The organism is Brevibacterium casei CIP 102111 (genome assembly GCF_900169275.1).
Classification (GTDB): Bacteria; Actinomycetota; Actinomycetes; order Actinomycetales; family Brevibacteriaceae; genus Brevibacterium; species Brevibacterium casei.
Genome location: NZ_FXZC01000007.1, coordinates 100,057 through 121,260 on the forward strand (window position 1 = coordinate 100,057; position 21,204 = coordinate 121,260).

Consider the following 21,204-nt stretch of genomic DNA (forward strand, 5'->3'; position numbering starts at 1 on the left):
GACCGCGTTTTTGCCGGATCACCGCGTTGTTGTTTCTGGTCGGTTGTGTCACCGCGTTGTTGTCGATGTGGTCCAGTGGTGTTCCCTCGCCGAGGCGGGGCCGGGGTCACGATGTCGTCGTGGAGTCGGCGAGGGCGTCGAGTTCGCGGGGGAGCGTGCGCATCCCGACCAGCGGGGAGATGAGCACCGGCAGGGCGGAGAGCACGGCGAGGCCCGCGAAGATCCACAGTGTGGCAACGATGCCGATCCCCTGCGCGATGGTCCCGCCGAGGAACGCGCCCACGGGCATCGGACCCCACACGAGGAAGCGGATCGAGGCGTTCATCCGCCCGAGCAGCGGCTTCGGGCACAGCCGCTGGCGGAAGCTCACCTGCGTGACGTTGTAGACGACGACGCAGCATGAGAGGACGAGCCACCCGATGAGCAGCGTCGGCAGCGACGGGAGGACGGAGGCGAGGGGGACGGCGAGTGAGGTGAGGCCGGACAGCGTCGCCGAGACCGCGATCGAGCGGCCCTCGCCGATAACCTTCTGCACCCACGACGAACTCAGTGCCCCGACGATGCCGCCGACGGCACCAAGGGACATGACGAGTCCGAGTTGGAACTGGTTGAGGTCGAGGGTGCGCAGCGCGTAGAGGACGAGGAGTGCGAAGATCGCCGAGGAGGCGAAGTTCGACAGGCCCGTGCATGCGACGATCCGGCGCAGCAGCGGGTGTCCGAAGACGAAGGCGAGGCCCTCGCGGATGTCGGCGACGAGCGTCGGTCTGCTGTCGGGCTGTGGCGTGTCTTCGCGGTGGCGGATGCGGCTGACGAAGAGGCTCGAGAGTCCCATGCACACGCTCGTCACCGCGATCGTCAGTGGTCCGCCGATGAGGCCGACAAGTCCTGACGCCGTCGAGGGGCCGACGACGAGGGCGGTCTGCTGGCTCGCCTGAAGTTTGCCGTTGCCGTCGCCGATCTGGTCGCCCGCGACGATCTCGGGCAGATAGGACTGGTTCGCGACGTCGAAGAAGACGGTGACGACGCCGACGCATGCTGCGACGATGCAGAGCTGGACCATGGTGAGCAGGTCGAGCGCCCACGCGAGCGGGATCGTGAGGAGGAACGCGGCGCGGAGCAGATCGCCTGCGACGATGACCTGCTGCTTGCGCATCCGGTCGACCCAAGCGCCGGCCGGGAGGCTGATGAGGAGGAAGGCGGCGTTCTCGAGCGCGGCGAGGACGCCCATCTCGAACGCGTTCGCCTCGAGCAGCTGCACGGCGATGAGAGGGAGGGCGAAGAGGACGAGCTGGTTGCCGAAGACGGAGACAGTGTCGCCCATCCACAGCTGCCGGAAGTCGTGGTGGCGCCACAGAGAGCGTGGTCCGGTCGGAGAGCCAGAGCTCGACGACGAAGTCGGCAGAGCGCTGTCCGCGGGTGAGGACCTTGGCTCGGTCTGTGTCGCAGTGTCGCTCGACGGTGCTGTCGGGGGCATGCTGCTTGACGACGTGCTTGCGTTCGACGGTGAGTCCGGGGGAGTGGTGCTCGGGCACGATTCCGCCGGCTCTGACTGAGAGGCCGGTGCGGGCAGCGGTGAAGGCATCGGGGGCGGTGTCGTCGGCACCGGTGTAGTCGGCGGATCAGTAGCGTCGTCTGTGCTCATGGGCTCTTCTTCGAGTCAGCGGGAATCACAGCAGTGATTGAGTTCTCTCAATCAGTAGTCTGACACCACTGCGCTCGGCGGACAATGCCCCATTACGAAGTGATTGACTTCTCTCAACCGTTGGCTAGCGTTGACGGCATGAATGCGGAGACGCCATGAACGCGAAGCCGGCAATGCCTGGCGAGGGGCGAGAAGGCCCACCGCCAAGCACTGGCCGCGACAGCGAGCCCCTGACCCGCGGCGCCGAGCGCCCCACCCGCGACGCCGAGCGCCCCACCCGCGACGCCGAGCGCCCCACCCGCGACGCCGAGCGTGTCGCCGTGGCGATCGAGCGCCGCGACGCCACCGACGCAGAGGCAAAGGCGCTCGCCTCGAGTGTGCGGCTCCGGATCCTGCGCCTGTGCCTCAATGAGGCGCTGACCAACCGTGAGATCGCCGAGGCGACCGGGCTCAATCCTGCGACCTCCCTCCACCACGTGCGGATGCTCGCCGACACCGGGTTCCTCGCGGCCCAGGAGGTGCGCCGCGGTCGCCGCGGCGCACGGGAGATCCCGTACCTCGCGACCGGCAAGAGCTGGTTCATCGACGCCGGTGACGTGACGAACCCGATGATCGATGCGTTCTCCGCGGAGTTCTCGGCAGCTCCGTATGAGGAGCGGACGATGAGTCGGATGGCCGCGATGCTCACCGCTGAGGAGGTCGACGAGTTCCGGCAGCGACTCGAGGACCTGCTCGAGGACTTCCGCTCCCGGAACTCCGCTGCCCGCAGTGACGGCGCCGAGGCGCGCGAGTGGGCGGTCTTCGTCGCCATGCACCCGAGCGCGCGCACCAGTTCTCCCGGCGACCGCCTCGGCGGCCCCGACGACGAGCAGCCACCGACGCGGTGATCCGACACAAACGCGGTGACGCGACGCCCCTCCGAACACCGACGCGGTGATCCGACAAAAACGCGGTTAGCAGACCGCGTTTTTGTCGGATCACCGCGTCGAAGCAACACGACCCTCAAGGCGCGCCGAGACCTCCGGATTTGCAGGCCCCGCGCGCCGAATCGCCCTAGGATATGGAGCATGGCGACCAGAACGACTTCCCCCGCTTCTGGTACCGGAAAGCGCTCTGCCTCTAAGGCGGCCTCCAAGGCGAAGGGCGGTTCCGGACAAGCGGGGACCGAAGACCCCGGGACAAACGTTGTCACCGGTGCGTGGAGGGGAGTGGCCCACATGGCCGGAAACCGTGCGCGAAAGATCCTCAGTGACGAACCGGACGAGCAGTCACCGACGAAGAGGGACGGCACGGCCTTCTTCCTCGTCGGGCTCTCGATCGTCATCGCCGCCTTCGAATGGTGGAACATCCCCGGCGCGATCAGCGATGTGGTCCGCAACGTCGTCGAAGGCACCTTCGGCCGCGTCGCACTCGCCCTGCCGGTGGTCTTCCTCGCCTATGCGATCCGCCTCTTCCTCCGCGGCGACGACAACCGCGGCAACAACCGGATCCTCATCGGCATCGTCCTGCTGCTCCTCTCGGCGGCCGGACTCGCCCACATCGCCGCGGGCAACCCGAGCTTCGTCAACTCCCGCGAGGCGATGGCCAACGGCGGCGGAGCGCTCGGCTTCGTCATCTCCTCCCCGCTCGTCATCGCCACGACCGTCTACGTCGCCGTCCCCCTGCTCGTCCTCCTCGGACTCTTCTCCCTCCTCGTCGTCACCGCGACCCCGGTCCGCGCGATCCCGACCCGGCTCACCGCGCTTTACCAGCGCCTGACCGGCGGAGCCCGGCCGACCCCGAACGCCGAGGATGCCGACACCGCCGAGGCGAACTCGACCGATCTCGTGGCCGAGAACACCCATACCTCGAGCCTCAAACCGGTCATGGGCGCCAAGCGCCGCAGCCGGAAGAAGAAGACCGAGATCCCCGAGCTCGACACCCCCGTCGACGACGACCTCGCCGACAAGGCCTACGACAAGGCCTACATCCGCGAAGAGGAGGTCTCCGACGAGGAGGCCGCGACCACGGTCATCGAGACCGAACCCCAGTTCAAGCCCGGGGAGCGCCGCCCGACGAAGGCCGAACGCGAGGCCTCGGCGCTCAAGAAGGCCATCGGCATGGAGGACGCGCCGACCGTCGCGCACACCGCGAACTCCGCTGCCGCCTCGGCGCCGGTGCCGACGACAAACACCCCGGCACCGCCCCCGACCGAGCAGCTGCCCGAACGCGTCGAACAGCTCACCCTCGCCGGCGACGTCACCTACACCCTGCCGAACTCGGACTACCTCGTCCCCGGACCGCCCGCGAAGGAGCGCTCCGAGGCCAACGACCGCGTCGTCGAGGCCCTGCGCGACGTCCTCGAGCAGTTCAAGATCGACGCCCAGGTCACCGGGTTCTCCCGCGGACCCACGGTCACCCGGTACGAGGTCGAACTCGGTGCGGGCACGAAGGTCGAGAAGGTCACCGCGCTGTCGAAGAACATCGCCTACGCCGTGGCCAGCGCCGACGTCCGCATCCTCTCACCGATCCCCGGCAAGAAGGCGATCGGCATCGAGATCCCGAACTCCGACCGCGAGAACGTCGCCCTCGGCGATGTGCTCCGCTCGAAGGCCGCCCGCAAGACCGACCACCCGATGGTCATGGGCGTGGGCAAGGACGTCGAAGGCGGATTCGTCGTCGCCGACCTCTCGAAGATGCCCCACCTCCTCGTCGCCGGTGCCACCGGTGCCGGTAAGTCGAGCTTCGTCAACTCGATGATCACCTCGATCATGATGCGCGCGACCCCCGACGAGGTGCGCATGATCCTCGTCGACCCCAAGCGCGTGGAGCTGACGATCTACGAGGGAATCCCGCACCTCATCACCCCGATCATCACTAACCCGAAGAAGGCCGCCGAGGCGCTCGAATGGGTCGTGCGCGAGATGGACGCCCGCTACGACGACCTCGCGAACTTCGGCTTCAAGCACATCAAGGAGTTCAACAAGGCCGTCCGCGAGGGCCGCGTGCAGGTGCCGCCCGGGTCCGAGCGGGTCCTCCAGCCCTACCCGTACCTCCTCGTCGTCGTCGACGAGCTCGCCGATCTCATGATGGTCGCCCCCCGCGACGTCGAGGCCTCGATCCAGCGGATCACGCAGCTCGCCCGCGCCGCCGGCATCCACCTCGTGCTCGCCACCCAGCGTCCCAGCGTCGACGTCGTCACCGGCCTCATCAAGGCCAACGTGCCCTCCCGGCTCGCGTTCGCGACGTCCTCGCTCGCCGACTCCCGTGTCGTCCTCGACCAGCCCGGTGCGGAGAAGCTCATCGGGCAGGGTGACGCCCTGTTCCTGCCGATGGGTGCGGCGAAGCCGATGCGCGTCCAGGGTGCGTGGGTGAATGAGTCCGAGATCGAGAAGGTCGTCGAGCACGTCAAGGGCCAGCTCACCCCGAACTACCGCGAGGACGTCGCCGTCGAGGCGCCGAAGAAGCAGATCGACGAGGAGATCGGCGACGACCTCGAACTCCTCCTCCAGGCCGCCGAACAGGTCGTCACCACCCAGTTCGGCTCGACCTCGATGCTCCAGCGCAAGCTCCGTGTCGGCTTCGCGAAGGCCGGTCGCCTCATGGACCTCATGGAGTCCCGCGGCATCGTCGGCCCTTCCGAGGGATCGAAGGCCCGAGACGTCCTCGTCCGCCCCGAGGATCTGCCGGCGGCCCTGGCCGTCATCAAGGGGGAGACCCCACCCGCCGAGGCGGCAGGTCCCTCCGCGGGTGCCTCGGCTGCCGATGACTTCGCCGAGGACTTCGACGACGACTACGGTGACTCCGGCGACGAGTACGGTGCGTCCGACGACAGTCGGGGGACCGCCTCGGCGAGGGAGGACCGTTACGGCAACGGCGTCGGCCATGCCGAGGATCTGCGGGTCGGCGACATCGACCCGGAGACGGGACTCGAGGTCGTCGAGGCCTCGGGAGAGGACGCCTGGCAGCTCACCGGCCGCTGAGGCCACGGGCCGCTGTGAGGCGGCTGGCATAACGATTGCGGAGTCGATCGCCCACGATGAGCGGTCGGCTCCGTCTCATTGCCAGGGGTCTCCGATAGGGTTGAGGTGTGAACGAACGAGCTGAGACCCCACCCGAGGCCGCCCCGAGCAACTGGAACCTCCCCAACGCGCTGACTGTCGTGCGGATCCTGCTCGTTCCCGTCTTCCTCGTCTTGCTTCTGGGCGACGGCGGGCAGAACATGACGACGCGGTGGTGGGCGCTCGCGGTGTTCCTCCTGGCGATGCTCACCGACAAGATCGACGGCGACCTCGCTCGCAAGTACAACCTCATCACGGACTTCGGCAAGATCGCCGACCCCATCGCCGACAAGTCGCTCATGGCAGCGGCTCTCATCGGCCTCGCCGTCGTCGGCGAGGTCCCGTGGTGGGTGCCCGTGATCATCCTCGTCCGTGAACTCGGCATCACGGTGCTGCGGTTCTTCATGATCCGCATCGCCGTCATGCCCGCCTCCCGCGGCGGCAAGATCAAGACCGTCCTCCAGACCGTGGCGATCGGCCTCCTGCTCCTGTGGAAGCCGCTCGCGTTCCTCGGGCCCGGTGTCGTCGCCGTCGTCCTCCTCGTCATCGCGTGGCTCGTCCTCGTCGCCGCGATCATCGTCACGATCGTCACCGGCGTCGACTACTGCATCCAGGCGGCGAAGCTCGCCCGCGCCGCGCATGCGGGGGAGGCAGGCGCACCTGCCGGCAATGCGGACAGCGGCGGCAAACTCGGCGAACGCAACCCTGGTGGCACTCGCGATGACGGCACTCCGGGCCAGTCACAGTCCGACGATGGCCGCTGACCTTCTCGCGACGTGCCGGGGCATCATCGCCACGTGCACGCGGCTGGGACTCTCGGTCGCCTCGGCGGAATCGCTCACCGCGGGACGCTTCATCTCCACTCTCGTCGACGTCCCCGGCGCCTCCGCGGTCGTCCGCGGGGGACTCGTCACCTATGCCACCGACCTCAAAGCGACCCTTGCCGGGGTCGATGCCGACCGTCTCGAGGAGACCGGACCCGTCGACCCGCACGTCGCCGCGGAGATGGCCGTCGGAGCCGCTCGCGCCTGCATCGCCGACATCGGGGTCTCGTGCACCGGGGTCGCCGGACCCGATCCGCAGGACGGCAAGGAGGTCGGACTCGTCTTCACGGCTGTCGCCTTCGGCTCCCGAGCAGAAGTCCTCGAGCATCACTTCACGGGGGACCGGGAGGCGATCCGGCGGGCCACGGTCGAGACCATGGTCGAGCGCCTCGGCGAGTTCACGACGAAACTCGCCTTCGGTCCCGGCGGTGAATGAGCGCGGAATAAGTTCCCTGTCTCAGCGGTTGTCTCATCAACATGACATACGCACTGAAATGCCACCGTGCCGGTTTCTCCGAAAGGACTGGCAATACCCCGATCTCACCCGCCCAGGTTGGCGCGTCCGCGCGGCCGGGCTGTAAAGTTGAATGCACGATCGCGCGAGCAAAGGGAGGGACGCACAATGTTACTGAGAGTTGAAATCGGCGACGCCCTGCGTTCCGCTCGCCGCCGTCAGGGACGGACGCTGCGCGATGTCTCCACGGGAGCCAGCGTCTCGCTCGGCTACCTCAGCGAGATCGAACGCGGACAGAAGGAAGCCTCTTCCGAACTCCTGTCGGCGATCTGCGAAGCCCTCGATCTCCCCGTCTCGGCGCTGCTCACCGAGGTCTCCGATCGCTTCGCCCTGGCAGAGGGCGTCGAGATCCCGGACACCATCCCGCAGGAGCTCTCGGACAAGATCCTCGGACACCCCGGCGGATATCCGTCTCCGCGGCTGGCAGCCAAGCCGTAATGCGCCACACCCTCTACTGGACCCTCATGAATGAGGAGTTCGGTGAGGCTCGCGCGGCCTCACTCCACACCGACCTCACCCTGAGCAGCATCGGGTCGATCACCGCCGCCGAGGCGTTCCGTCGCGGCATCGAACCCCGCGACATCTGGATCGCCGTGTGCGATTCGATGGGCGTCCCCGATTCCCGTCGCCTCGGCAAGGAGAAGCCCCGGTCGACGCCGTTCTGACCTCATCCGGGGCTGCGGCATGCCTGGTGGTTCGGACAGATCTTCGCCCGACACGCCGACATATATCGAACACCTGTTCCCATATGGGCTATGCTGGTGAGCGAATCACGGGACCTGTGACCACGAGTGGCCGACTGTCCACAGGGGAGAATCCTCCTCTGTCCTCATGTCAGTGCCGTCTTCTAGCGTTGGTCTCACAGGAAACGACACCTTAGGAGAGGTCATGGCGCGTACACCCAAGAACCTGCAGATCCCCACCGGCGGCGACAAGTCGAAGGCCCTCGACGCCGCCCTCGGACAGATCGACCGCAACTACGGCAAGGGCGCGATCATGCGCCTCGGCGAAGGAGTCCGGGAGCCGATCGAGTCGATCCCGACGGGTTCGGTCTCCCTCGACATCGCCCTGGGCATCGGCGGTCTCCCGCGCGGCCGCGTCGTCGAGATCTACGGTCCGGAGTCCTCCGGTAAGACGACCGTGGCCCTCCACGCCGTCGCGAACGCGCAGAAGGCCGGCGGCATCGCTGCGTTCATCGACGCCGAGCACGCCCTCGACCCCGAGTATGCGAAGAAGCTCGGCGTCGACACCGACCAGCTGCTCGTGTCCCAGCCCGACACCGGTGAGCAGGCGCTCGAGATCGCCGACATGCTCATCCGCTCCGGCGCCCTTGACATCATCGTCATCGACTCGGTGGCAGCGCTCGTGCCCAAGGCCGAGATCGAGGGCGAGATGGGCGACAGCCATGTCGGCCTCCAGGCCCGCCTCATGTCGCAGGCACTGCGGAAGATCACCGGAGCACTCGCCCAGTCGAAGACCACGGCGATCTTCATCAACCAGCTCCGTGAGAAGGTCGGCGTCTTCTTCGGCTCACCCGAGACCACCTCGGGCGGCAAGGCGCTGAAGTTCTACGCCTCCGTGCGCATCGACGTCCGCCGCATCGAGACCCTCAAGGAGGGCCAGGACGCGATCGGCAACCGCACTCGGGCGAAGATCGTCAAGAACAAGGTCGCCCCGCCGTTCAAGCAGGCCGAGTTCGACATCCTCTACGGCCACGGCATCTCCCGCGAAGGCAGCCTCATCGACATGGGCGTCGACAACGGGATCATCCGCAAGTCCGGTTCGTGGTTCACCTACGACGGCGACCAGCTGGGCCAGGGCAAGGAGAACGTCCGCAACTTCCTCCGCGACAACCCCGGCCTCGCCGAGGAGATCGAGTTGAAGATCAAGCACAAGATGGGGCTGATCAAGGTCGACGAGGATCCCGCCGACGCTCCTGCCGCTGAGGAGTCCGACGACGTCGAGGTCTCGTGAGGCCATGAGCGAGGACCCGAAGACGCTCACCGACCTCCGCCGGGCCCTGTCGGACCTCGAATCCCGACAGGCCGCCGGCGGGACGGGCTTCTTCGCGCGACTCGACGCCGGTGACGCCGAGGAGACGTCGGGCACCGGTTCCGAGGGCGCGGTGGGTTCGACCGAATCCGCCGAGCCGGGGCCGGGTTCGGCACGTTCCGCTCAGGGAGTGCCCGGCGCGGGTCCCAGCGCGGGTGAGCCGGCCGGTACCGTGCCCGACGAGCCGTTCGCGGACTCTCCGGAACTCGCCGAGGCGTATGCGAAGGCGAAGAAGACCGCGCTCAACATGCTCGCGATGCGCGACCACTCGTCGACCGAGCTGCGCGAGAAGCTCCTGCGCCGCGACATCGACCCTGCGGTCGTCGACCGCCTCATCACGAAGCTCGAGCGCTCGAACCTCCTCGACGACACCCAGTTCGCCCAGCGGTTCGCCAAAGCCCAGCGGGAGAGCCGGAAGCTCTCCCGTTCGGCCCTGCGCCGACAGCTGGTGAAGAAGGGCATCGACGAGGAGACCATCGCCGGTGTCGTCGAGGAGGTCGACGGCGAGGAGGACCTCGCCCGGGAGGTCGCCGAGAAGAAGGCGCGCTCGACCCGGGGTCTCGCCCATGAGATCCGCGAGCGTCGCATCCTCGGGATGCTCGCCCGCCGTGGCTTCTCCTCGACGATCTGCCTCAAGGTCACACGAGAGGTCCTCGCTGAGACCTGAGTCGGAGACAGGGGCGTGCTCGACGGCGGTAGAATGGTGGGGCCATGACTGAACTCATCGACGCCCCGCACGCCACCGACGCTCACCCGCGCAGCTATGAGGTGAAGACCTACGGCTGCCAGATGAACGTCCACGACTCCGAGCGCCTGTCCGGACTCCTCGACGACGCCGGATACGTTCCCGCCGATGTCGAATCCCAGGCCGACGTCGTCGTGTTCAACACGTGCGCAGTGCGCGAGAACGCCGACAACCGTCTCTACGGCAACCTCGGCCGCCTCGCCAAGGTCAAGGAGCAGCACCCCGGTCTGCAGATCGCCGTCGGCGGATGCATGGCGCAGAAGGACCGCGACACCATCGTCAAGAAGGCCCCCTGGGTCGACGTCGTCTTCGGCACCCACAACATGGGATCCCTGCCCGCGCTGCTCGAACGCGCACGCCACAACGACGAGGCCCAAGTCGAGATCCTCGAAAGCCTCGACGTCTTCCCCTCGACCCTGCCGAGCCGCCGCGAATCCCAGCACTCCGGCTGGGTCTCGATCTCCGTTGGCTGCAACAACACGTGCACGTTCTGCATCGTCCCCAGCCTGCGCGGCAAGGAGAAGGACCGCCGTCCCGGCGACATCCTCGCCGAGGTCGAAGCCCTCGTCGCCGACGGCGTCGTCGAAGTCACCCTGCTCGGCCAGAACGTCAACTCCTACGGCGCCGAATTCCGCGATAAGGGCGCGTTCGCGAAGCTCCTGCGCGCCGTCGGCAACGTCGAGGGCATCGAACGCGTCCGCTTCACCAGCCCGCACCCGGCCGCGTTCTCCGACGACGTCATCGAGGCGATGGCCGAGACCCCCACCGTCATGCCGCAGCTGCACATGCCGCTGCAGTCCGGGTCCGACCGGATCCTCAAAGCCATGCGCCGCTCCTACCGGACGAGCCGGTTCATGAGCATCCTCGACTCCGTGCGCGACCGCATCCCCAACGCCGCGATCACCACCGACATCATCGTCGGCTTCCCCGGCGAGACCGAGGAGGACTTCGCAGGCACAATGGACATCGTCCGTCGAGCCCGGTTCTCCCAGGCCTTCACCTTCCAGTACTCGATCCGTCCGGGGACCCCGGCCGCGACGATGCCCGACCAGCTGCCCAAAGAGGTCGTCCAGGAGCGCTTCGAACGCCTCATCGCCGTCCAGGACGAGATCGCGTGGGAGGAGAACCGGGCCCTCATCGGCACCGAGGTCGAGGTCCTCGTCACCGGACTGCCGAGCGCCGACTCCCCGCGCCTGAGCGGTCGCGCCGCCGACAACCGCCTCGTCCACGTCGGACTTCCTGACGGCACACCGGCACCGCGACCCGGCGACTTCGTCACCGCGACCGTCACCGACGCAAAACCCTACTTCGTCCTCGCCGACACCGGGTACAGCGTGCGCCCCTCCCGCGCCGGCGACGCCTACGACCGCGCCCAGGCCGACTCGTGCGGCGCACCGAGCCCCGGCTCATCGGCCGGCGGTGCCACGGTCCTCGGCATGCCGACGATCCGCCCCCGCAGCTGAGATGGGCCGCCTCGCGCTCATCCCCTCAGCCCCCGTTCTCCTTCCCGACGTCGATCTCTCCGAGACAGAGTCCGTCGCCGAGGTGCGCGCCGGGATCTGTGCGACCCTGACCTCAGCCGACCGGTGGGCCCTGCCCGTCGACACGCTCCCGACACTCCTCGGCCTCGGCGGGTTCGGCATCGACCGCGGCATCGACACCCGCACGGGCAAACGCCTCGACGGGGCGGACTGGGTGGAGGCAGCGACCGAGCTCGACGAAGCCGAGCGCAAGCGGTGTGCCTTCGCCCACCCGGGACTGAGCGTCGCGGCCCTCCACGCGCACGACGCGGGAGTGACCATCGGACCACTGGGCTCCGGTGACGACATCCTCATCCCGATCGACCTCTCCGCGGCCGCTTCGGCGGACTCACCGCTGGCGCCGGTGGCCGGAGCACGCGAATTCGACACCGCCGTCGTCGACGCCGTGCGAGCCGGTGACGTCGAGCGACTGCGCGACCTCGTCGGCAAGGCCGCGGCAGTCCACGCCGACCTCGACCTCCTCGGTCGCGCGCTCGGTACGACAACGACGACCCCTCGTCACCGCACGACCATCATCGTCGACACGACCGTCCACGACGTCCGCACCCTCTGCGCCGAGATCGAGTACTGAGATGGGCGAGCACGCCGAGACCCACGAGCACCCACCCGTCATCACGGTCGTCGGAGCGACGGCGACGGGGAAGTCCGATCTCGCCCTCGACCTCGCAGAGCGCCTCGGCGGGGAGATCGTCAACACGGATGCGATGCAGTTCTACCGCGGGATGGACATCGGCACGGCGAAGCTGCCGCCGGACGAACGCCGCGGCGTCCCGCACCACCTCATCGACATCCTTGACGTCACCGACGAAGCGAACGTCCAGACCTTCCAAGAGCAGGCGCGGGCCGCGATCGCCGACATCCGCGCCCGCGGGAACCGGCCGATCCTCGTCGGCGGGTCGGGACTCTACGCCCGTGCCGCAACCGACCACCTCGACTTCCCCGGCACCGATCCGGAGGTGCGCGCCCGACTCGAGACCGAGGTCGACGCCGACCGGTGGGCCGCCCACGCGAAACTCACCGACCTCGACCCCACGGCCGCGGAGAAGATCACCGTCAACGACGTCCGCCGCATCGTCCGAGCCCTCGAGGTCATCGAGCTCACGGGACAGCCCTTCACCGCATCCCTGCCCGAGTACACGGCGATCGAACCGACGATCCACATCGGCCTCGCCCTCGACCGCAGCACTCTGCACGAGCGCATCGCCGCCCGCGTCGGTCTGATGTGGGACGCGGGGTGGGTCGACGAGGTCCGCACTCTCCTCGACCAGGGGCTCGCCCACGGGAAGACCGCGTCGCGGGCGATCGGCTACGCGCAGATCCAGGACTACCTCGCAGGTGCCATCGACGCCGAGTCCGCCCGCGAATCGACGATCGTGCGCACCCGCCAGTTCGCCCGCCGCCAGGACACATGGTTCCGCCGCGATCCGCGCGTGACCTGGATCGACTCCGGAGTCGCCGAGGCGGGGGCGAAGCTCGACCGGGCCCTGGACATCGTTAGACTGGAGTCATGAATACCCCGTTCGCCGCACTCGCCGGCACCCGGTTCCACAAGGGCCACGGCACCGAGAACGACTTCGTCCTCCTCGAGGATGACGGCGGCGACCTCACCCTCCATCCCGAGACCGTCGCGCTGCTCGCCGACCGGCGCACGGGCCTCGGCGGCGACGGCGTCATCCGCATCGTGCGCTCAGCCGACAGCGGCATCCCCGGCGCCGACGAGCAGGCCGCTGCCGGCGCTGAATGGTTCATGGACTACTACAACCACGACGGCAGCCTCTCCGAGATGTGCGGCAACGGGGTGCGCGTCTTCGCTCATGCCCTGCTCGAGACCAGCCGGGTCCCCGCCGACAGCGAGGAGATCAAAGTCGGCACCCGGGACGGCATCAAGACCGTGCGCATCACCCTCAACCCGGCCCTCGGCGAGACCGAGCCGTCGACGGCGTCGACCCCCGGAGGCCCCGAGGACGCGTGGTACACCGTCGACATGGGCCGTTGGTCGATCGATGAGACCGCCGAGACCCTCGTCACCACCGACGGCATCGACGTCCCCCGACCTGGGCTCTCCGTCGAGACGGGGAATCCGCACACCGTCGTCGCCCTCGCCGAGGCGGCCGAACTCTCCGCGGCCGACCTCCGTGACGCTCCCGTCCTCGACCCCGTGCCCCCGCAAGGGTCGAACGTCGAGTTCATCGTCATGGAACCGGCCCGCAGCGACCTCGCCGGAGGCGAAGGCGCCCTGCGCATGCGGGTGTCCGAACGCGGAGTCGGCGAGACCCGATCCTGCGGCACCGGGGCGTGCGCGGCGGCCATCGCCGCCCACCATTGGGCGGGACCGACCTCACCGTTGCAGTGGCGTGTCGACGTCCCCGGGGGACGCCTGCGCATCGGCATCACCCCTGATGAGGACGGTGACCAGGGAACCGTCACCCTCGCCGGTCCGGCCGTGCTCGTCGCCACGGGCACGATCGACTGAGCGACCGCCTCGGCGGGGGAACATTCGATGAGCCCGCGTCGGCGGGGGAGGCTCAGGCGTCCCTGTGGATCGTCAGGATCCGGAAGCCCTTCGACGAGGCGGTGCGCTCGGCGGTGAACCCCTCGCCGAGCATCCCGCGGATCCAGGTGAGCAGCGAATCGGCGCCGAGGTTCTTCGACACGACGAGGTCGGCGCGCCCGCCCGGGGCCAGGCGCGGCAGCCACGTCTCGAGGAGCTCATGGAGGACGTCCTTGCCGACGCGGATCGGCGGATTCGAGCGGATCGCGGAGAACTGGACGTCCGCGGGAACCTCGTCGGCGGTGACGGTGCGGACCGAATCGAGGCCGAGCCTGGCCGCGTTCGCCGCGGTCGACTCGAGCGATCGGGAGTTGATGTCGAGGGCCCACACCCGGACGTCCACCTCGGCGTCGGAGGCCTGGAACGCGGAATGGAGGGCGATGGGACCCCAGCCGCACCCGAGATCGAGGAGGTCGCCGGGTTCGGGATCGGGAAGATGCTTGAGCAGCACCGCCGTGCCGGGGTCGAGACGGGTGGGGGAGAAGGTCCCGCTCATCGTCTCCAGGGCCACAGTGCGACCGGCGAGATCGAGGGTGATCTCGCGGCGTTTGGCCTGACTCGAGGGGCTCTCGGTGAAATAGTGCTCCGACACCGTCCCAGTCTAAACGGCTGTGGGAGAATAGATGGACGCACATGTGCGTTGTACTTCGTGTACAGCAGTTGCCACGAACAAAGGAATGAATGACGTCCACTGACAAAGAGCGTCGGGAAGCGATGCTCGACCGTGTCCTCGCCAGAGGTGCCCAGGCGCTGAGCCCGAAGGAAGCCGCCGCTGACGAGGAATCGCAGTTCGACCTCGCCGAGCGTGCCGCCCTGCGCCGCGTCGCGGGCCTCTCGACGGAACTCGAAGATGTCACCGAGGTCGAATACCGTCAGATCCGGCTTGAGCGCGTCGTCCTCGCCGGACTGTGGAACACGACCCTCGACGAAGCCGAGAACTCGATCCGCGAACTCGCCGCCCTCGCCGAGACCGCAGGCTCCGAAGTCCTCGACGCGATCGTCCAGCGCCGCGACAAGCCGGACCCGGGAACGTATCTGGGCCGCGGCAAGGCCGCCGAGCTCAAGGAGATCGTCGAAGCCGTCGGCGCCGACACCGTGATCATCGACTCCGAACTCGCGCCCAGCCAGCGGCGCGGACTCGAGGATGTCATCAAGGTCAAGGTCGTCGACCGCGTCGCGCTCATCCTCGACATCTTCGCCCAGCACGCGAAGTCCCGTGAGGGCAAGGCGCAGGTCGAACTCGCCCAGCTCGAATACCTCCTCCCGCGTCTGCGCGGTTGGGGTGAATCGCTGTCCCGGCAGGCCGGTGGCCGTGTCGCCGGCGGTGCCGGCATCGGCTCACGTGGTCCCGGTGAGACGAAGATCGAACTCGACCGGCGCCGCATCCGCACCCGGATGGCGAAGCTGCGCCGCCAGATCGCCGGCATGGCTCCCGCCCGGGACACGAAGCGGAAGAACCGCGCCCGCAACCATGTGCCCTCCGTGGCGATCGTCGGCTATACGAACGCCGGCAAATCGTCCCTGCTCAACCGGCTCACCGACGCCGAGGTGATGGTCCAGAACGCCCTGTTCGCGACCCTCGACCCGACGGTGCGACAGTCCCGGACCTCCGACGGCATCACGTTCACCTACACCGACACCGTCGGATTCGTCCGCAACCTGCCCCACCAGCTCGTCGAGGCGTTCCGATCGACGCTCGAAGAGGCCTCGGACTCCGATCTCCTCCTCCACGTCGTCGACGCCTCCCACCCGGACCCGCAGGGGCAGATCCGCGCGGTCCGCGAGGTCCTCGGGGACGTCGACACCGGTGACATCCCGGAACTCCTCGTCTTCAACAAGGTCGACCTCGCCGACGAGACCGTGGTCACGGCGCTGCGCGCCGAATACCCGGGCGCCCGGTTCGTCTCCGCAACGACGGGGGAGGGCATCGCCGACCTCGTCGAGACGATCGAGGAGAAGCTGCCGTCGCCGAACATCGAAGTCTCCGTGCTCATCCCCTACGAGCGCGGCGACCTCGTCTCGAAGATCTATGCGCTGGGCACCGTCGATCACGAAGAGCACGGTGAGGGCGGCACGGGCATGCACGCGAAGGTCCCGGCCGAGCTCGCCGCCGAACTCGAGGAGTTCCGCCGGCCTGACATGGTCATCGGCGAGTGAGCACGGTCGCCGACCTGCTCTCAGCGGCCGTCGGCGCCATCGGCGGGTCGACCCGTGAGGGTCAGACCGAGATGGCGCAGGCGGTCGCCTCGTCGCTCGACAAGGGCATCCACCTCCTCGTCCAGGCCGGCACCGGAACCGGCAAATCGCTCGCCTACCTCGTGCCCGCCGCAGAGTACGCGAGCCGCACCGGTGGGAAGGTCATCGTCTCCACGGCGACGCTCGCCCTGCAGACGCAGATCATCCACCGTGACCTCCCGCGCCTGTTCAAATCCGTGAAGAAGTCCCTCGACCCGCTGCCGAAGGCGGCCCTGCTCAAGGGGCGGCGGAACTATGTGTGCAAGCACAAACTCGCCGGCGGTTACCCCGACGAGGACGAGGGAATGCTCTTCGACCTCGGCGCCGATGCCGCCGCCGGACGGAAGCCCGCCGACCGGTCAGGCCTCGGCGAGGAGATCCAACGCATCCGCACGTGGGAGAAGACCACGGAGACCGGCGACCGGGACGACCTCATCCCCGGCGTCAGCGACAAAGCGTGGGCGCAGGTCTCCGTCAACGCCTTCGACTGCCTCGGCTCGAACTGTCCGCTCTTCACCGAATGCTTCGCCGAACAGGCCCGCAACGCCGCCGCCGAGGCGGACATCGTCGTCACCAACCACGCCCTGCTCGCGATCGACGCGTTCGGGGAGAACGCCGTCCTGCCCGAACACGACGTCATCATCATCGACGAGGCGCACGAGCTCAAGGACCGGGTGACCAATGCCCTGTCCGGCCAGATCAACACGGGCATGCTCTCGGCGGCCACCTCGGCGGTGCGCAAGCACACCACGGTCGAGGACGGGGTGACAGCGATGCTCGACACCGCCTCGGCGGCCTTCGAACGCGCCACCGCCGGGGTGAGCGAAGGGCTCATGCTCTCTTTGCCCGAACCCCTCGCCCTCGCGCTCACGCAGATCCGCGACTCCGCCCGGCAGATCATCAACGACATCGGCGGACGCAGCGAGGACGCCGACGCCGGCCGGCAGATGGCGAAGGCCCGGTGCCAGGAGATCTTCGAACTCGCCGAACGCTTCTGCGACCCCGGCAAGAACGACGTCGTGTGGCTGAGCCGCAGCACCTTCCGCGAGCGGGAGACGACGAACCTCGTCGTCGCGCCCCTGAGTGTGGCCGGAACGATGCGGCACGGGATCTTCGAAGAGTCAACCGTCGTCGCCACCTCGGCGACCCTGTCGCTCGGCGGGAACTTCGACGCCGTCGCCGCCTCGCTCGGTCTCGTCGGCCCCGACTCGCCGAGGTGGGACGGCCTCGACGTCGGATCGCCGTTCGACTACGGCCGGCAGGGCATCATCTACGTCGCCTCCCACCTGCCCAAACCCGGTCGCAGCGGGCTGAGTGAGGAAGCGCTGGCCGAACTCGAAGCCCTCGTCACGGCCTCGAAGGGCGGGGCGCTCGGACTCTTTTCGTCCCGTGCGGCTGCGAATGCCGCGGCCGAGCACCTGCGGGACCGGCTCGATCTGCCGATCCTCCTCCAGGGCGACGACGGTCTGCCGTCGCTCGTCTCCCGGTTCGCCGCCGACGACGAGGCGTGCCTGTTCGGGACGATGTCCCTCTGGCAGGGCGTCGACGTGCCGGGCCGGACGAACCGGCTCGTCATCATCGACCGGATCCCCTTCCCGCGCCCGGACGACCCTCTCATGCAGGCGCGGGCCCGGGACGCCGACCGGCGCGGGGTCAACGGGTTCATGGCGGTGAGCGCGACGCATGCGGCTCTGCGACTGGCGCAGGGCGCCGGGCGGCTCATCCGCTCGACGGGGGACAAGGGCGTCGTCGCGGTCCTCGACTCGCGTCTGCGCTCGGCCCGCTATGCCGGCTACCTCGTCAGTTCGATGCCGCAGATGTGGCCGACGACGGATCCGGCGGTCGTGCGCACAGCACTCGGGCGCCTGGCCGCGACGAAGGACGAGGACGCAGCGAAGGGGTGACGGCCCGCCGCCGGGTGGTAAAGTTCGCGCCATGGCCCGCAAGCGGAAGAAGAAGCCCTATCGGAAATACTGGCTGCCGTGCTTCCTTTCGGGTGTCGTCCTTCTCGCCGGAGGGGGAATCGGTTTGCTCATGGGTGCCACATATCTCAACGTCTGGCCGATCGTGCTTTTCGTTCTGGGCGGTCTCGCCATGGTGTTCACCCTGGTCGCATTGTTCCATGACGGGGAGTGGACGGAGGGCTATTCGACTGCCGACTCCATGACGGGCATATAGGGGCTGTTCGTGTCATCCCCGAGGCGGCCATTCATCCTTGCAGTGGCACAACCTCCCCTCGGCGGTAAAACCTCCGCGCAATTTCACACCCCGCACCCGGAGCGCCAAAACCTCCCGGTGCACGGGGATGATTAGTCGCTCGAGGTGGCGGTCGGCAGAGTGCGCGGCCTGCGGCGACACGCACGCCAGCCGTCACTCGCCGCTAGCGCCTTCCGAATCGACTTCGGCACACCAGCACCCACCACCGACACGCCCCAGATACGCCGAATGCCCACGACCACCAAGGGTCGTGGGCATTCGCGTTTCCGGTCAGCCGCCTCGGCGAGGGGTGAGCCCACCTGCAGAGGCCCGCGAGGAACCCAGCCTCAGAGTCGGCGGATGACGGCGACGACGAGGCCCATGATCTGGGCGTACGTACCGTCGATGGGGTCGTAGTCCTTGTTCTGCGGCAGCAGCCACTGGCGCCCGGCCTTGCGCTTGAGGGTCTTCACCGTCGCCTCGCCGTCGAGGAGGGCGGCGACGATCTGCCCGTTGTCCGCGGTGTGCTGCTTGCGCACGACGACCCAGTCGTCGTGGCAGATCGCGGCTTCGATCATCGAATCGCCGACGACCTTGAGGAGGAACATCTCACCGGAGCCGACGACCTGCGTGGGCAGGGAGAAGACGTCGTCGACCTCCTGCTCGGCGAGGATCGGACCACCGGCGGCGATGCGGCCGACGACGGGGACCTGGACTGTGTTGTTCGCGAGCTCCTCGTACTTCGCGCGCTCGGCCTCCTCCTCCTCGAAGGGATTGACGACCTCGATCGCCCGCGGGCGCTTGGGGTCGCGGCGGACGTAGCCGAGCCGCTCGAGCTGGGAGAGCTGATGGGCCACACTCGAGAGCGAGGCGAGACCCGCCGCCTCGCCGATCTCGCGCATGCTCGGCGGATAGCCGTTGGTGACGACGGCGCGCTCGATCGTCTCGAGGACGAGCCGCTGTCGGGGAGAGAGACGGAAGTCCCCGGCCCCGGTCGGACCATCAGGGATCTCGACCTCGTCCTCTTCGCTGCGGGCCGCGGCGATCTCGCTGGCAACGTCCTCGTTGCGCGGCCTGCCTCTGCCTCGTTTGCTCTGCACCATTGCTCTTTCCCCTTCGTTCTAATCCCGCCGTTTCCCACCGGTTGAACCGCCTCGAGAGACCTCGTGTCAGTGCCGCCTGGGATGGTTGTTCGAGATCGATCAACAACGCTGGTTCTCTCTCATTGTCTCATAAATGTTCGAGATGGACTGGACATTTGTTCGAATGATGTGTTGAATAGAACAGACGTTCTACCCATTGCGGGTGGAATCGTACGAAGAAAGAGGTAAATGCGATGTCTGTGATGAATCAGGAACTGCATCTGACCAACCGCGGCCGCCGTGCCGTGCGTCTGCTCCGCACCGCCGTGTGCGCCCTCGCGATCGTCGGCGGCACGCTCTTCTTCTCGACCCAGACGTTCACCGCCGAGGCGGTCGGCGGTGACGAGGTCATCGGCGTCGCCGCGGACTCCGTCGTCGTCGGTGAGGGCGAGTCGCTGTGGACGGTGGCCTCGAACCTCGGCCTCGACCGCGACACCCGCGACGTCGTCGCCGACATCGTCGAGCTCAACCACCTGTCCTCGCCCGTCGTCCACCCCGGCCAGAGCCTCGACGTCCCCCAGCGCTAAAATCGCTGTGTGGGAAACATCGAGTCTCTGCCAGTCCGCTCCGACCTCGTCGGGCGTGAGCCCTACGGCGCCCCGCACCTCGACGTGCCGGTCCAGCTCAACGTCAACGAGAACGCCTATCCGATTCCGGACGTCGTCGTCGAGGCGATGCGCACGGCCGTTGACACTCATCTGGCCGGACTCAACCGCTACCCGGACCGTGAGTTCACGGCACTGCGCGAGCACCTCGTCGACTATCTGACCGGTGTCAACGAGCGCGCGGGCACAGCCGTCGAGCTGCATCCTGAGATGATCTGGGCCGCCAACGGCTCGAATGAGGTCCTCTCCCACATCGTCCAGGCCTTCGGCGGTCCCGGACGCACCGCACTCGGCTTCACCCCGAGCTATTCGATGCACCCGCTCATCACGACGGGCACCGGTGCCGAATGGATCCATGCCGAGCGCGACGACGACTACGGACTCACCGCCGAGGCGGTCGCCGCCGAAGTCTCCCGCGTCGACCCGGACATCGTCTTCCTCTGCACCCCGAACAACCCGACGGGCACCTCGCTCGGCCTCGATGTCATCGAGGCCGCGTACGAGAACTGCTCGGGCATCGTCATCGTCGACGAGGCGTACGCCGAGTTCTCCCGCCCGGCGCTGCCTTCGGCGATGACCCTGCTGGCAGGCCGCCCTCGTCTCGTCGTCTCCCGGACGATGAGCAAGGCGTTCGCGTGCGCGGGTCTGCGGCTCGGCTACGCGATCGCCGCCCCCGAACTCATCGACACCCTCCGCCTCGTCCGCCTGCCCTACCACCTCTCCGACGTCACCCAGGTGCTCGCGTGCACCGCGCTCGAGCACGCCGATCTCCTCCTCGGCAACGTCGACCGGCTCATCGACTCCCGGAACGCGATCTCGGCCCGTCTGGCCGAACTCGGTTTCACCGTCCATCCGAGTGATTCGAACTTCGTCCTCTTCGGAGGCATCGCGAAACCGGCCGAACTGTGGCAGAAGCTGCTCGACCGGGGGATCCTCATCCGCGACATCGGCATCCCGCACCATGCCCGAGTCAATGCCGGGACAGAAGCTGAGACGACCGCGTTCCTCGCCGCGATGAACGATATCGTCGCTGACGATCCCTCCACCCTGCTCAGCGCCCACTGAGTCGCCGCTGGTCGCCCCGGTTCTCAGCCGGGCGGTGAGCCTGGGACAATGG

General features: G+C 68.0%; 20 protein-coding genes. 17 read left to right on the top strand and 3 right to left on the bottom strand.

Going from position 1 to position 21,204, the window contains the following annotated elements; translation table 11 throughout:
- Positions 1-106 precede the first annotated feature (106 nt).
- A complete protein-coding gene (locus BC102111_RS15110) occupies positions 107-1,402 on the bottom strand; it encodes an MFS transporter (RefSeq protein WP_040341832.1) in 1,296 nt (431 codons plus the stop codon).
- A 395-nt stretch (positions 1,403-1,797) separates the two neighbouring features.
- On the opposite strand from BC102111_RS15110, the gene BC102111_RS15115 reads away from it, so the two are divergent.
- The 12 genes from BC102111_RS15115 (at position 1,798) to dapF (ending at position 13,831) form a co-directional block, all read left to right on the top strand.
- Positions 1,798-2,529: an ArsR/SmtB family transcription factor gene (locus tag BC102111_RS15115; protein ID WP_082835024.1), complete on the top strand. Its 732-nt coding sequence runs from the start codon at positions 1,798-1,800 to the stop codon at positions 2,527-2,529.
- A 330-nt stretch (positions 2,530-2,859) separates the two neighbouring features.
- Positions 2,860-5,604: a DNA translocase FtsK gene (locus tag BC102111_RS15120; RefSeq protein ID WP_095376492.1), complete on the top strand. Its 2,745-nt coding sequence runs from the start codon at positions 2,860-2,862 to the stop codon at positions 5,602-5,604.
- Between the two features lie 107 nt (positions 5,605-5,711).
- Positions 5,712-6,446: a CDP-diacylglycerol--glycerol-3-phosphate 3-phosphatidyltransferase gene (gene pgsA / locus BC102111_RS15125; RefSeq protein ID WP_101624761.1), complete on the top strand. Its 735-nt coding sequence runs from the start codon at positions 5,712-5,714 to the stop codon at positions 6,444-6,446.
- A complete protein-coding gene (locus BC102111_RS15130; protein WP_063250564.1) occupies positions 6,436-6,942 on the top strand; it encodes a CinA family protein in 507 nt (168 codons plus the stop codon). Before pgsA ends, BC102111_RS15130 begins: the two co-directional genes overlap by 11 nt.
- A gap of 147 nt (positions 6,943-7,089) precedes the next feature.
- Positions 7,090-7,458: a helix-turn-helix domain-containing protein gene (locus BC102111_RS15135; protein WP_373270486.1), complete on the top strand. Its 369-nt coding sequence runs from the start codon at positions 7,090-7,092 to the stop codon at positions 7,456-7,458.
- A complete protein-coding gene (locus BC102111_RS15140; RefSeq protein ID WP_063250563.1) occupies positions 7,458-7,685 on the top strand; it encodes a DUF3046 domain-containing protein in 228 nt (75 codons plus the stop codon). Before BC102111_RS15135 ends, BC102111_RS15140 begins: the two co-directional genes overlap by 1 nt.
- A 223-nt stretch (positions 7,686-7,908) precedes the next feature.
- Positions 7,909-8,994 carry a recombinase RecA gene (recA, locus tag BC102111_RS15145; RefSeq protein WP_009378512.1) on the top strand — a complete coding sequence of 362 codons (1,086 nt, stop codon included), beginning with the start codon at positions 7,909-7,911 and terminating at the stop codon, positions 8,992-8,994.
- A 4-nt stretch (positions 8,995-8,998) separates the two neighbouring features.
- Positions 8,999-9,739: a regulatory protein RecX gene (locus BC102111_RS15150; protein WP_009378515.1), complete on the top strand. Its 741-nt coding sequence runs from the start codon at positions 8,999-9,001 to the stop codon at positions 9,737-9,739.
- A gap of 44 nt (positions 9,740-9,783) precedes the next feature.
- Positions 9,784-11,280, top strand: coding sequence for a tRNA (N6-isopentenyl adenosine(37)-C2)-methylthiotransferase MiaB (miaB, locus tag BC102111_RS15155; RefSeq protein ID WP_101624762.1), 1,497 nt, complete (start codon positions 9,784-9,786; stop codon positions 11,278-11,280).
- Position 11,281: 1 nt separating this feature from the next.
- The gene (locus BC102111_RS15160; RefSeq protein ID WP_101624763.1) at positions 11,282-11,929 is read left to right on the top strand and encodes a hypothetical protein; all 648 of its coding nucleotides are present in this window, start codon (positions 11,282-11,284) and stop codon (positions 11,927-11,929) included.
- A gap of 1 nt (position 11,930) precedes the next feature.
- On the top strand, positions 11,931-12,869 hold the full coding sequence (miaA, locus tag BC102111_RS15165) for a tRNA (adenosine(37)-N6)-dimethylallyltransferase MiaA (protein WP_101624764.1): 939 nt from the start codon (positions 11,931-11,933) through the stop codon (positions 12,867-12,869).
- Positions 12,866-13,831, top strand: coding sequence for a diaminopimelate epimerase (dapF, locus tag BC102111_RS15170; RefSeq protein ID WP_101624765.1), 966 nt, complete (start codon positions 12,866-12,868; stop codon positions 13,829-13,831). The genes miaA and dapF overlap by 4 nt, the downstream gene beginning before the upstream one ends.
- A gap of 52 nt (positions 13,832-13,883) precedes the next feature.
- Here dapF and BC102111_RS15175 read toward each other — a convergent pair whose 3' ends face one another.
- A complete protein-coding gene (locus tag BC102111_RS15175; RefSeq protein WP_101624766.1) occupies positions 13,884-14,501 on the bottom strand; it encodes a class I SAM-dependent methyltransferase in 618 nt (205 codons plus the stop codon).
- An 89-nt stretch (positions 14,502-14,590) separates the two neighbouring features.
- Here BC102111_RS15175 and hflX point away from each other — a divergent pair, with 89 nt between their 5' ends.
- From hflX to BC102111_RS15190, 3 genes are read left to right on the top strand one after another with little or no spacing between them, the layout of a single operon-like run.
- Positions 14,591-16,066, top strand: coding sequence for a GTPase HflX (hflX, locus tag BC102111_RS15180; protein ID WP_063250556.1), 1,476 nt, complete (start codon positions 14,591-14,593; stop codon positions 16,064-16,066).
- Complete coding sequence (locus BC102111_RS15185) at positions 16,063-18,048, top strand: ATP-dependent DNA helicase (protein ID WP_101624767.1); 1,986 nt, start codon at positions 16,063-16,065, stop codon at positions 18,046-18,048. Before hflX ends, BC102111_RS15185 begins: the two co-directional genes overlap by 4 nt.
- Positions 18,049-18,079: 31 nt before the next feature.
- Positions 18,080-18,322 (top strand): hypothetical protein, encoded by a 243-nt coding sequence (locus BC102111_RS15190; RefSeq protein ID WP_101624768.1) that lies wholly within the window; start codon positions 18,080-18,082, stop codon positions 18,320-18,322.
- A gap of 365 nt (positions 18,323-18,687) precedes the next feature.
- On the opposite strand, the gene lexA is transcribed toward BC102111_RS15190, so the two are convergent.
- Positions 18,688-19,443 carry a transcriptional repressor LexA gene (gene lexA / locus BC102111_RS15195; RefSeq protein ID WP_009378532.1) on the bottom strand — a complete coding sequence of 252 codons (756 nt, stop codon included), beginning with the start codon at positions 19,441-19,443 and terminating at the stop codon, positions 18,688-18,690.
- 242 nt (positions 19,444-19,685) lie between these two features.
- Between lexA and BC102111_RS15200 the strand changes: the two genes are divergently transcribed.
- On the top strand, positions 19,686-20,009 hold the full coding sequence (locus BC102111_RS15200) for a LysM peptidoglycan-binding domain-containing protein (protein WP_063250553.1): 324 nt from the start codon (positions 19,686-19,688) through the stop codon (positions 20,007-20,009).
- A 9-nt stretch (positions 20,010-20,018) separates the two neighbouring features.
- Positions 20,019-21,152: a histidinol-phosphate transaminase gene (locus BC102111_RS15205; protein WP_063250552.1), complete on the top strand. Its 1,134-nt coding sequence runs from the start codon at positions 20,019-20,021 to the stop codon at positions 21,150-21,152.
- The last annotated feature ends 52 nt before the right edge of the window (positions 21,153-21,204 follow it).